The sequence below is a fragment of the Brevibacillus centrosporus genome, assembly GCF_046622605.1.
GTDB classification, from domain to species: Bacteria; Bacillota; Bacilli; order Brevibacillales; family Brevibacillaceae; genus Brevibacillus; species Brevibacillus centrosporus.
Map to the genome: position 1 here is coordinate 2,693,622 of NZ_CP176856.1, position 12,014 is coordinate 2,705,635.

The 12,014-nt window shown below is 41.0% G+C and carries 13 protein-coding genes and 4 tRNA genes; 12 read left to right on the top strand and 5 right to left on the bottom strand.

Features of this window, described 5'->3' with window-relative positions; genetic code table 11:
- Nucleotides 1-13 precede the first annotated feature (13 nt).
- The 5 genes from ACLIN2_RS13845 (at nt 14) to ACLIN2_RS13865 (ending at nt 1,227) form a co-directional block, all read left to right on the top strand.
- A tRNA-Asp gene (locus ACLIN2_RS13845) sits at nt 14-90 on the top strand.
- A 48-nt stretch (nt 91-138) separates the two neighbouring features.
- Nucleotides 139-214: transfer RNA gene (locus ACLIN2_RS13850), tRNA-Thr, on the top strand.
- Nucleotides 215-228: 14 nt separating this feature from the next.
- A tRNA-Leu gene (locus ACLIN2_RS13855) sits at nt 229-315 on the top strand.
- A 43-nt stretch (nt 316-358) separates the two neighbouring features.
- Nucleotides 359-445, top strand: a tRNA-Leu gene (locus tag ACLIN2_RS13860).
- Nucleotides 446-597: 152 nt separating this feature from the next.
- A complete protein-coding gene (locus ACLIN2_RS13865) occupies nt 598-1,227 on the top strand; it encodes a DsbA family oxidoreductase (protein WP_411504295.1) in 630 nt (209 codons plus the stop codon).
- 70 nt (nt 1,228-1,297) lie between these two features.
- On the opposite strand, the gene ACLIN2_RS13870 is transcribed toward ACLIN2_RS13865, so the two are convergent.
- A protein-coding gene (locus tag ACLIN2_RS13870; RefSeq protein WP_411504296.1) for an IS3 family transposase occupies nt 1,298-2,655 on the bottom strand; the annotation gives its coding sequence in 2 pieces (ribosomal slippage) (nt 1,298-2,202 and nt 2,202-2,655; 1,359 coding nt in all).
- A 55-nt stretch (nt 2,656-2,710) separates the two neighbouring features.
- Nucleotides 2,711-3,337, bottom strand: a complete 627-nt coding sequence (locus tag ACLIN2_RS13875) for a hypothetical protein (RefSeq protein ID WP_411504297.1) — start codon at nt 3,335-3,337, stop codon at nt 2,711-2,713.
- Between the two features lie 347 nt (nt 3,338-3,684).
- On the opposite strand from ACLIN2_RS13875, the gene ACLIN2_RS13880 reads away from it, so the two are divergent.
- The gene (locus tag ACLIN2_RS13880; RefSeq protein ID WP_411504298.1) at nt 3,685-4,674 is read left to right on the top strand and encodes a phosphotransferase enzyme family protein; all 990 of its coding nucleotides are present in this window, start codon (nt 3,685-3,687) and stop codon (nt 4,672-4,674) included.
- Between the two features lie 201 nt (nt 4,675-4,875).
- Nucleotides 4,876-5,373, top strand: a complete 498-nt coding sequence (locus tag ACLIN2_RS13885) for a 2,4'-dihydroxyacetophenone dioxygenase family protein (RefSeq protein ID WP_411504299.1) — start codon at nt 4,876-4,878, stop codon at nt 5,371-5,373.
- A 415-nt stretch (nt 5,374-5,788) separates the two neighbouring features.
- Here the strand turns inward: ACLIN2_RS13885 and ACLIN2_RS13890 are convergent, their stop codons facing one another.
- Nucleotides 5,789-6,367, bottom strand: a complete 579-nt coding sequence (locus ACLIN2_RS13890; RefSeq protein WP_411504300.1) for a hypothetical protein — start codon at nt 6,365-6,367, stop codon at nt 5,789-5,791.
- A 407-nt stretch (nt 6,368-6,774) separates the two neighbouring features.
- On the opposite strand from ACLIN2_RS13890, the gene ACLIN2_RS13895 reads away from it, so the two are divergent.
- The gene (locus ACLIN2_RS13895) at nt 6,775-6,921 is read left to right on the top strand and encodes a hypothetical protein (protein WP_411504301.1); all 147 of its coding nucleotides are present in this window, start codon (nt 6,775-6,777) and stop codon (nt 6,919-6,921) included.
- A gap of 26 nt (nt 6,922-6,947) precedes the next feature.
- Here the strand turns inward: ACLIN2_RS13895 and istB are convergent, their stop codons facing one another.
- Both istB and istA read right to left on the bottom strand, forming a co-directional pair.
- Complete coding sequence (istB, locus tag ACLIN2_RS13900) at nt 6,948-7,670, bottom strand: IS21-like element helper ATPase IstB (RefSeq protein ID WP_411502515.1); 723 nt, start codon at nt 7,668-7,670, stop codon at nt 6,948-6,950.
- Nucleotides 7,670-9,178: an IS21 family transposase gene (gene istA / locus ACLIN2_RS13905; RefSeq protein WP_411502516.1), complete on the bottom strand. Its 1,509-nt coding sequence runs from the start codon at nt 9,176-9,178 to the stop codon at nt 7,670-7,672. Before istA ends, istB begins: the two co-directional genes overlap by 1 nt.
- Before the next feature lie 711 nt (nt 9,179-9,889).
- Between istA and ACLIN2_RS13910 the strand changes: the two genes are divergently transcribed.
- The 4 genes from ACLIN2_RS13910 (at nt 9,890) to ACLIN2_RS13925 (ending at nt 11,959) form a co-directional block, all read left to right on the top strand.
- Nucleotides 9,890-10,216, top strand: a complete 327-nt coding sequence (locus ACLIN2_RS13910) for a hypothetical protein (RefSeq protein WP_327992892.1) — start codon at nt 9,890-9,892, stop codon at nt 10,214-10,216.
- Between the two features lie 44 nt (nt 10,217-10,260).
- A complete protein-coding gene (locus ACLIN2_RS13915) occupies nt 10,261-10,620 on the top strand; it encodes a hypothetical protein (RefSeq protein ID WP_411504302.1) in 360 nt (119 codons plus the stop codon).
- A gap of 138 nt (nt 10,621-10,758) precedes the next feature.
- Nucleotides 10,759-11,778, top strand: coding sequence for a GAF domain-containing protein (locus tag ACLIN2_RS13920; protein WP_411504303.1), 1,020 nt, complete (start codon nt 10,759-10,761; stop codon nt 11,776-11,778).
- A 1-nt stretch (nt 11,779) separates the two neighbouring features.
- Nucleotides 11,780-11,959, top strand: a complete 180-nt coding sequence (locus ACLIN2_RS13925; RefSeq protein WP_411504304.1) for a hypothetical protein — start codon at nt 11,780-11,782, stop codon at nt 11,957-11,959.
- Nucleotides 11,960-12,014 lie beyond the last annotated feature (55 nt).

The window sequence follows — 12,014 nt, forward strand, 5'->3', positions numbered from 1 at the left end:
ATTAAACAAGCCTGGAGCTGTGGTGAAGTTGGAGTTCACGCCGGTCTGTCACACCGGAGGTCGCGGGTTCGAGTCCCGTCAGCTCCGCCATTTTATCTTCCAATATTGGACAGATAATAGGCGATTTTGAAAGAATATGCCGGTATAGCTCAATTGGTAGAGCACCTGACTTGTAATCAGGGGGTTGTGGGTTCAAGTCCTATTGCCGGCACCATTTTATCTATACATGCGGTCATGGCGGAATTGGCAGACGCGCTAGATTCAGGTTCTAGTGGTGGCAACACCGTGGAGGTTCAAGTCCTCTTGACCGCACCATGTAGATGGATTGGTTTTGAAAATTGGATTTTTTTCGTTTTATGCGGTCGTGGCGGAATTGGCAGACGCGCTAGATTCAGGTTCTAGTGGTGGCAACACCGTGGAGGTTCAAGTCCTCTCGACCGCACCAACTTTCGCATTCTCTGTGGATTTGCCCGAATTGGTTCGGGCTTTTTTTATTTTTAAGGAATATACATACACTTACAAAAAATAATGGCCTTACAATTATTTGGGGCATCCTGTACAATGACAACGTAGGAAGAAAGGGGAGAGTTCTCGTCCATGATCATCGAGATTTTTCAAGACACGATTTGCCCATGGTGCCGTATTGGTAAAAAGCATCTGTTTGAAGCGATGCGCCAGTGGCAGGGTGAGCCTATTGAAATTCACTATCGTGCTTATCAGCTTGATCCACATACACCAAAAAACGGTTTGCCGTTTTGGGAAACGATGGCGGCCAATAAAGGCGGCAGAGCAGCTGTAGAGCAAATGGTGCAGCATGCGGCTCGCGCAGGAGAAGCGGCGGGCATTCCCTTTGACTTTCAAAAAGTAACTCAGTGGCCAAATACAATCGCCTCCCACACACTCATCAAGCTTGCTTCGGATGACAAACAAACAGAGGCTGTTGATGCGGTTTACAAAGCGTACTTTGAAGAGGGAAAAGACATTGGCGACATCGATGTCCTTCTTGCGATTGCAAAAGAGCTCGGCTTAGATCAAGAGCAGGTACGCCAGGCTATCGAAACGGACGCCATGCAAGCTCAAATCGACGAAGACATTGCGTTTGCAAGGGAATTACAAATTACGGGAGTGCCGTTCTTCGTGATCGATAACAAGCTGGCGCTATCTGGTGCACACCCACCGGAAAACTTCCTGAAGGCATTTCAACAGGCGATCGAGACAACGAATTAGTTTTGCTTGCCAAAAAGAGTGAGAACCGCCAATAATGAAGTGACCCCGAAAAGTTAGACAGATTAATTTATTAGGCAGCCTCTAGGGCTTGAATTCGGTATTGCACCGGACTCAGGCCTTTTAATTTTGCCTTAATTCGTTTGGAATTATAGGATTCAATATATTTGGCTAGTTCTGTCTTAAAGTGCTCCACGCTGTGAAATTCTTTTAGATATAGAAGTTCTGATTTCATAATACCAAAGAAATTTTCCATCACTGCATTATCGTAGCAGTTCCCTTTTCGGGACATACTCTGTGTGATGCCTCGCTCATGAAGGGCATGATGATATTGTTTCATTTGGTAGTGCCAGCCCTGATCAGAATGAATCATAAGAGTATGGTCATCTGTCAATTGTTCAAAAGCTTGTTCTAACATGGTTGAAACTAAGGAATAGGTTGGTCTTGAACCGATTGTATAGGTGATAATTTCGCCGTTAAACAAATCCAATATCGGTGAGAAATAGAGCTTTTCACCAAATAATTTAAACTCTGTAATATCTGTTACCCACTTCTCATTTGGTTTTTCAGCTTTGAAGTTACGGTCCAAAATATTTGGAGCAATCGTACCGACTTTTCCTTTATAAGAGCGATATTTTTTCATGCGGACAAGACATTTTAGCCCCAATTCCTTCATGATTCGCTGGACTTTTTTGTGATTGACTATATGCCCACGATTTCGAAGTTCATCACGGATACGACGGTAGCCAAAGCGTCCTTCATGTTCGTCATAAATGGCTTGAATCAACACTTTTAACTCCCCATCCAAATCTGGACGACCAAAGTTTTTCACGCAAAAATAATACGTACTTCTAGGAATATCTGCGAGTTGAAGAAGTGCTTTCACCGGAAATTCATGCCTTAGTTCATAGACTACTTGTGCTTTGTCTTGCCTGGTGATTTTTCCTTGTTTTGAACTAAGGCATTCAACTTTTTTAAATAAGCATTCTCCATACGCAAACGTTCATTTTCCGCCTTCAATGCCTCTAGTGATCCTTCTGCTGGTACTTGATTTTTCATTGAACTGGAGTTTTTCTTTTGCATAGATGGACGCCCCTTCTTCTTTGATTCAAGGGCATCCAATCCTTGCAATTCCAGCTGCTTTTTCCATTGAATCAGCAACGAATGCGAGATGTTAAACCGTGCAGCTGTTTCCCTGATAGACGTCCCTTGACCGTTCATATAATTGAGTACGTCTAGTTTAAACTGAACCGTGTAACCTGTATAGAGTTTCATAAACGCTTCGGTACCGTGGTGCTGGTAATGTTGAACCCATTTAACCACCTCAGATTTCGCAATACCCATTGACGAGCTAATGGAAGCAAAGCTTTCGTTACCGTTTAAATAGCGGAGAACCGCTGTTATTTTATCTTCCGGAGAAAATTTAGCCATAGAAAAAACTGCACCCCCAATCGTTAGATGTGTCTAACAATTGGGGTGCAGTTCACTATGCGCCGGTTTTTTGCTTTCGTTTACCAATATCAAGTATCCAAAAAGATAAATCAATGACCATAAATATCAGATACATGATGACGAGTGTTAGTGCAAGATAGAGACTGACCAAGAAAGTTGAGCCGAATAGGGCACCTAGTAGCACTAAGCCATGGATATTCGAGTAGTAAAACCTACGTAAATTAAAAGAAGTGTCAATTGGGAAATCGCTCTCTTGAATGATGGCTTCCCCTTTATAAGGAGCAAGATAAGCGAGTGCGTTGTCAGATTTCCGGATTAATATCTTGTCTTCCTCCAAAGCTGTAATTGGAATCTTTATCTTGATCTCGGATTTCTGGATGTTGTTTTTCCATATATCTTTACCAGATGGTTCATCTAAAAAGAACCAAATTGCCGGTTTATAAAGAGTACTAGAATTCCCCTTTCGTTCGACTGTGGGTGCAATATATATGGTGTTTCCACTAGATATTACATCACGGGAAGTATACCTAACCACGTAAATGTTATCTAATTTTTGTAGGGTTCTCCTTGATGGTCTAAAAGCAAAGCCACTTACAATTTGGTAGCCTGACCATAGAGCGATAACCACAGCAATAAACTTAAGAATTATCAGGGTTGGCATAAGACACCTCGGCTATTGGAATTGAATAAATTATATAACTCTTCGGGTGTATCCGCATCTTTTGCTCCGCTTTACTGTACAAAGATAATAAAGTTTTAGACTGATTAATAAAGTACTAGACTGGATAATAAAGTTTTAGACTGGGGCCATTAAACTAACGGGGCAATTTTACAGGCATCCAAAGATGTGATTTTATGGTAATGTGAGTAAGAGGCATCAGTCTATATCTTAGCCTCAAGAAAGGAGTGAGCAAATTGGAGAAAGGTGAATTCAAATTTGCATACCTAGGAGAGGACTCGCTTCGTTACTGAACATGGTCCTCTCGTGTGGCGGGAGGAAGAAACGATATGATGAATTTAAAAAACATGTTTAACGGTTTAAAATCTGATTTGATTGGAAAGAAGTTTATTGAGTTCTGGGAACATGACGAAGGCTCGTTAAAGCTCTGGCGAGCTAGTTCTAATTTCGTTTATGCTTTTAAGAAAAATCAGCAAAGGTTTTTCTTACGATTTTCCTTTGAACGAGATTGCTCGATTGAGCAAATTCGTGCAGAACTTGATTTCATGCAGCACCTTGTTCGTAATGGTTATCCTTGTGCAGTTCCTATTCCTTCTAAAAATGGAACATTGGTTGAAACCGTTAGTACAAATGATGGATTGTATGTTGGTGTAGTTTTCAGCGAAGCAAGAGGATCTTGTCTTGACATTGAAACAATGACTGACAAGCAGTATGAGCAATGGGGTAAATCACTTGCCACACTTCACTCGTTCGCAAAGACATATTCATCTGTTGATGTGAAACGTAAGAGTTGGCAAAATATATTAGAATCAGTAGAGACGATATTACAGAGATATCCGCTGGAACAAGAAGCTAAAAACGAACTACACAGAATAACGTCTTGGCTCAATTCATTGAACATATCTAACGATAATTTCGGACTAGTTCACTATGATTTCCAACTTGACAACGTATTCTGGGATGAAAATAAACATGAGTTTAACGTCATCGACTTTGATGACTCTATGTATCATTGGTTTGCTATGGATATTGTTACATCACTCAAGGACTTGTTTCATAGTAAAGAACTGAATAAAGACAAAAGAACCCAATCCTTCTTGAGAGGTTACCGTTCCATTTTGCCACTGGATGATGAAATGGTGAGGTTATTTCCGAATTTCTATAGATTCGATCAGCTTTACGTCTTCACTAGACTATTGGTGTCTATAGAGAATAGTGAAATTGACAATGCTCCAGAATGGTATGGAGGTTTGAAGATTAAATTCAAACGCGTAATTGACGAAACAAGACTTAGATTTCAAACTCCTTGGCAAAACTAACATCCATTAGACATATGTTGGTGGGCTATCCAATGTAATGTTAACGCTAAAAAAACACTCCACAACAATGCTGCCGCGATGATTGGCAGCTTTGTTGTGATGAAGGGTAGCTTAACGTGGTGACAGGGGATGAAATAAAAGGAAAAATAGGAAGGATATCGAATGATAATTATAACCTAACTACAATTGAAGGTGCTCCCCATGAATTCTCTTATTGAAGAATCAGTAATAAAACTCGCAGAAAAATTTCAGTTGCCAGAACGTCTAGTTAACATTGAAGAATTGCCTTGGATCCCGTTTACTGATAATCATTCTTGCTATTTCAAGCCTTTACGCTTTGATCTAAACACCGGAACATGGATTTACTTATTTAAAATTAAGAGCAATCAGGTTTTGGGAAGACACAGACACACTGGCGGATCGGTAATTGGCTATAATATTCAGGGGAAATGGAGATATGAAGGCCGCGAATGGGTAGCTGTTCCGGGTACCTTTATATTTGAACCGCCAGGCGACATTCATACCTTGATTACAGAAGACGAAGAAGTAATAACTCTTTTCATATTGGGCGGCTCTCTTCAGTATTTTGATGAGAACGATCACATCATCGGACAAGACGACGTATATACCGTCCTAAATAAATATAGAGTTTTTTGCGAATTACATGATATTCAAACTAGAGATGACCTTATTTATTAAGTCTTAGGTAAATTAGTTTTGTTCAGCTAATCGGGTTCGATAGTTCAATGAGGCAGTCTAAGACTTTATTATTCAGGTTTAGATCCATAGACTGCTTCATTCTGACGTATAGTCTAAAACTAATTTTAAAATACCTGATGATTTAAAAGACCGGGACTCCTTGTGCTGTAAGGGGATCCGGTCTAATACTTTATTATCATTAAACAGCAAGCTGACGATTTTCCCTTTTTCAAAGCCCGTAATATCAAGCCTTCCAGTCTAAAACATTATTTTCATCGGACAACAGAACATTAAGTCGAGATTCCCGCAGACTCAAGTGCTTCATCAGTGATGATCGGCATGAAAGACGTGCAGCAATTATACCCCATACCGGTTAATTTTGACTGTATGCGTTTAAGATTCCGCTCTGTACTCATCAACTGCTTGATAAGGAGTTCGTCTTAATGTATTTCCTCTCCTCAAATGCTTTAAGTGCCGCTTCTTTCGTATTCCAATATTTTTGTATCCCTTCAATTTCGTAAATGTTTAGAAGGCGAATATGTTTATCAATGCGCATCCTTAATAGCCCACGCTTACTTGTTCCCGCTATATAAAAGCCAGCTTTTTTAATACAGTACCCTGGATTATGACTCTGAATCCGATCTGGATTGACGTATGTAATAATTTGATCGGTTGGGGGATGACCCCAAAGTTTGGTGACTGCAGCTAGTCCCCATTTGATCAGGTCACTACTCAAAAACTGGGATTCATTACGGAACAATGTAATTTCATATGCATCAAGTCCATCGTCTCTTATACCGGACCAGAAGACGATTACAGCGTCTCCTGCAGCTGTGCGGAGAACAAGATTTTTTCCAGGACGGCAAAATTGGCTGGCGCCAACTGTTTGGCGAGAGTAGTGTTTATCAGCAAGCGTGAGGCACGCGATGTCTCCCTTATTGGTAACAACCCAAGGGCCAAAGGCAGCAGATTCTTCTAGCATTATCTGAATCATTATGATCACGTCCTTTCCAAATGAAGTGTATGACTTTTTTGTAGATAGGGCAAAAATGGGAGTTTAAAGGGAACCCAATATTTACATGTAGCTTTTTATGAAGTACACTAGTTCCATATAACTATCCTAATTTCTTTTTGACCCGCTGGACATGCGTCTCGCGCGTGATTCAATGATCGCTTAGATCGGATTGCTATCTCTTTGAGATAGGATAGTTTTATCGATAACAGATAACTTGAGCCCTTTGTGGCGACTAAAGCTTTCACTATATTTTCTGGTGAAATTGCTCTTGTCGCTGCAGAGGGCTTTTTTGCGTTCTCAAAAAGCGAGGTGTAATCGAGAAAGCGGGCGCAAATTTTTTATTTACGTCAACTGAAAATTACCACAACCAAAGGGAGAGAAGGATTATGTTCAAAATGGCGAGTGAGGTTTTAAAAGGTACTGTTAGTCAATTGGCAAAAGGTACGAGGAAAAGCAAACTTGGAGAGAAGTCTGTTTTCATTACTACTACAGAGTGTTTTTGGCAAGTAAGAAATGTAGCAAATGGCAATTAAAAATGCACCACTTGCCAACCCCTAAATTATTTGCCGTGTAGTAGCGATTCTTTATACCGATGGCTTTCTCCATTAAAGACGATCAAATGAGAGTGATGAATCAAGCGATCGATTACTGCCTCTGTCAAAATAGGATCTCCAAATATATGATTCCATTGGCCAAACTGTAGATTGGTCGTGATAATAATGCTCTTTCTTTCGTAGCACATGGAGATAATCTGGAAAAGCAATTCTGCTCCCTGTTTGTGTAAGGGAATATACCCCAGCTCGTCGAGTATTAACAGATCTAACTTCTCAATCTGGTTGAAGAATCGGCTCAACGAGCCGGTCTCGTGAGCGTCTAACAGCCGATTGACTAATCCAGCGACAGTGAAGAACTTAATCTTTTTTCCCTGCTTCTGAATGGCATGTAAGCCAATGAGAGTTGATAAGTACGTTTTTCCCGTTCCCACACCGCCATAAAAGATCAAATTTTCTTTCTCCTCTATGAATCCACCATGAAGAATATGGTCCTGCGTGAGACCTTGTCCCATCTGAATATGGCCCCATTCAAATGGCTTTCCTGTTATTCTTGGCAGGGAAGACTGCTTGAAAAGCAGATTGATTTTTCGTTCTTCTCGTTGTTGTAGCTCTCTTTCTAAGATTCTGAGTAAGTACTCTTCATTTGTTTTCGCTTCTATCTCCAGGTAATGTTGCCGAACCCAACTCAACTTGAGACGCTTTGCATATTCCTTTATCAATGCTTCCACTAGTGATGACCTCCCGTTCCTTTAAAAAATTCATTATAATGGGCTAATCCTCTAGTGGCAGTTGGAACGGCAGGAACAAAACCTTTCGGTTGAATGGTATCCCTTTGTCCACGACCATTGATGAGTTGATAATAGATCTGCTTAATAGAATCAACGGATGGGTGGCCATTCTCGGAGGCAAGCTGCAAAGCTTGCGTAGGTATTTTCATATCATCGTCCTTTAGAATGACGGATAGCAGCTGGAGAGCTTCTTGCTTCTCTGGGACTGTACAATTCGAGAGATAGGTTTGCCATTCGATGGGCAATTGTTCATAAAAACTTGTGTATTTAATGGCAGTTGGCCGTTTTGCCATCAATGTCAAATATGGCTGCCAAATCACTGATTTTGGCTCTTTGCCATACAGCCTAGCATGCTGCACAATCAGCTCATATTCTTCCGTTAAAATATCCACTCGATCAAATAAGATCTTTGCCAAAACCGTACATTTGGCAAAACGAGGAGACGTTGAGTAGAGTTTATTTTCGACTCGGATATATCCGTATTTATCAGCTTTTACTCGTTCATATCGGATACAATCAAATTCTTTGGCAGGTAATTGAAGAAGGTGTTCCTTGTCTGCCAAATATAATTCGGAAAGCATCGTTTCTTTTACATAATGAGGTCGCTCCCGATCTTTCTCGGCTTTTTTCCACAGGGTTTCGTTTAGCTGATCAAGACTGTGTATCTGTAGCTCTGGCAGAAGAAAGTTGTTGCGAATGTACTTTACCATCGCCTCCACATGACCTTTTTCATTACCACTACCGGGATTACAAAACTCGTATTCAAAATCATAGTGAAAAACGAAGTTTTGGAATTCCTCTGTCAACTCCCGCTGACCGTTCGGCATGATTCTTTTCACCGCTGGTGATAAGTTATCAAAACGAATCACCTTAGGTACGCCACCTATGTAGTGAAAGATACGTTTTAGCCCCTCCAGAAAACATTCTCGGTTCTGAGACTGAAAAACTTGGAAGTAAAACGTATTGCTATGAGGAAATGAGAGAACGAGAAATGGCAAGGTAACACTTTCCCCCAGATATTTAAATGGTGCTTCTCCGAAATCAACCTGTGCTGATCCAGGTTTCGTCTCCAATGGCAATGCCGCAGCATCACTTGTCTCTACTAACTGGTGTTTTCGTTGAGAAACATATTGTCTGACAGAGCGAGATGATCCTGTAAATTGGTGTTCTTCCACTAATTGTGTATACAAGCGTTGTGCTGTTCTTCGGAACTTCTTTTTCTTTTTCAAGTCCTCTTTGATCCACTGATCAAGAATCGGTTTTACTGGTTCCATGACCCTTGCTTTTCGAATTTGCTTGGGCTTTTCTTGAAGATTGAAATCATCCATTTCTGCATACTTCTGAACCGTCCTCGAATCCCGATTCATTTGTTTTGCAATCTTGCTATAAGCTCGTCCTTTTTTGTTTGCCTCATGCCTGATATAATTAATTTCTGCCACTGCTAACATCTCCTAACTTTATACCTCCCGTCGTCAGTTTGCCCAACTGGGAGTGTATTTTGAGAAGGGGACGTTGGCAAGTGGTTTTTTTAATTTATGCAGCCCCTACGGGTCTGCATAAATTAACTGCCATAACCTACATTTTTAGTCTGCCATAAACACTACAGAGGACGGTAACGTCGTCTTTTATGTAAATGGAGACGATCTTTCTATTGAGAGACAAATACCGGCAGCAATTGAAGGGCATTTGCAAGTGGCCACTTCAGTAAGTGAATTGTCTACCAAAGTGGCTGCACTACCAAATGAGAGAGCTTTTCAACATGAAAGTCTTAATAATGTTGAGCTTAGAAATCACAAGCTAGTAGGAAAAGTATGTCCCGCTCCCCTAAACCATGCATGAATCTTTGCATACTTTCTGATGGGAAGATCAGGGAAAACAATGGCGATATGGTTCTTTCTGATAAAGCTGCAATGTAAGTCAGATTTGATTTGAAATGGAATGTATTCCCGCTCTCCCAACCATGCATGAAGAATAGTTTCTCCGAGAGGGCGATCCGGAAAGACGTCTCTCCAGGTAATGAGGTGAATCCGGTCTCCAAATTGTTGCTGTATATCTTGGTCAATGTGATTCATCGTGCCGTATCGGAGAATTGCCATGGTGTACTGTGTGGCCCATGAGAATGGGTAACTGGTCTTTTTACATGGAGGGTGAGTATTACGATGATCCATTTGAATGATTTGTATTCATGCGAGACAGCTCCGGTTATGGTCAGAGTAGACCATGAAATGGTGTTGATGAAGGATCTGCTGCTTCAATCAGAAAGTGCGTATCTTGCCTACAAGAAGCATTTGGGGAGGTATGTGAAGGTTTCATACCTTGAGCTTTCCAAAACATCTCCAGACCAGCTTATGCAGCAATTGCGTTACTTGAAGGAAGCGGATTTGACGGAGTTAATCCGTGACATTCGGCGCCCCTATTACCTTTCGGAAAATGCCATGAATCTGCTGCTGAGTGGATATCCAGAAAGGGAAATTACTGTCGCTTAATCAGGACAGAGACGAACAATCACTTACAACAAGGAGAAAAATCAATGGCTCGAAAAAATGGAGAAACGATATCAGTTGAGCGTGTTAATGTGCCCTTCTTTGTAGCAGTTTACTGCTTTGGGGGAAGAATTAGCGCGATTGAAATAAGTAATGACCTTCTCTTTCTTTGGCGGGAGATGAAAAAGAATCTTGCATTGGGTTTTCATGGAGAGATGGATGATGATGCGAGAATCTTTAATCAGCATTGTGAGGAGGTCTACTTTTACAATGAGGATGAGGAGCTTGTTGAGCTGTATTGTTCAGCGTGCCTCCTCATTCATAACCGGGCCAAAGATCAGGAGGCAATTTGTGGATGTGGCACGATGTTAATACCACTTCTTTTAGACGTGGATGATCAGTCGTGAACCCATAAATTGTATAGTGTCTTTCATCAACGTAGCTATTCTATTGGATGAAGGATTTACTAGTCTTCTTTCAATAACAATTCGAAGCAAAAGAAGGTGACGGTTGTCACCTTCTTTTCCATAGAGGGGGAGTATTTTATGAGGGAAAAGAATGAAGTAGAAGATGCTGAAACGAAAGACACTGACCAAAAGGGCATCTCAAAGCTGAGATTATTTTTGTGTTATCTGCTGGCAGCTGCGTTCGGTTTATTTGTTATGTATGCGATCGGATCTCCCGCTGCCGCAGGGATTAATTTTCTAATGGGCTATTCTGGAGACCAGGAATGGAGTTGGTTTACGTTCTATCAATGGGTGGGATTCGGTACGCTTGTTATTCTTTTCACCGTTTATCTTGGTAATAAGTGGAGAGCAAGTGAGGATGATATAAAAGCGGGGGTAACTGACTTCTCGAACCCATTCTACGATCCGGATTTTGAGCCAGGTACATATGCGTTGCAACGTAAATATCAGCACTTGCGACGTGAGTATATGAAGACACAATTATACTTACAAAGAGTTATTCGGAATGGTAAAGCCACTCATGAAAAATTGTTTGAGATCCAAGAAAGCTTGCACGTTTTTATTCGACATCATGATAATGCAAACCGGTTACTTGGCTCTGCTTCATTCTTGCTCAAGAATGGTGAAAGAGACCGATTTGTAGATTCGATGTTGCACTCCGTTCTAAATGAATGCACAACGATTCTCCAGAGAGATTATAATGATAAATCCATCGCATTGTATCAAGTTGATGGGGAACACCTTGCTATGCGTAGCTACAGTCGCATCAGTGCCGAGTCAGCTGCCACGAGAAAGTTTACGAAAGGTGAAGGCTTTGCAGGTAGTGTCTGGGAGTCAAATGAGCCAACGATCGAGCTTTCTATTGATGTAGAGAACGACTCTCGCTTTCAAGGCATCCTTAGACCTAAACATGGGTTTAAATCGATACTGGGCTTACCAATCTCAATTGGAGATGACGTGCTTGGTGTTTTGTGTTTACAATGTGAGAGGGAAAATGGATTTACCCAGGAAGATTTACGAGCGGTCACATTTTACGCCAATTGTTGCTCGCTAATTCTGTTATATGATAAACTGAGCTTAGAAGGAAGGGGGAGCTAATATGGCGGTAAAAACCACTGGTTGGCCATCAGTTGATAAACTCCTTAAAGAGGCAGACGCACTGCAGAAAGAGTTTGTTGAGCTTGACCAGCAGATTGATGAGCACCTGTCCAAGCATACAAAACCCTTGCCATCTATGACAATTAAGAAGTACAAGATAGCCAAATTATCTTCCAAATAAATATACAAAGGAACAGGGACCAAGTTCTCTGTTCCTTTTATTATGAAATTTTCAT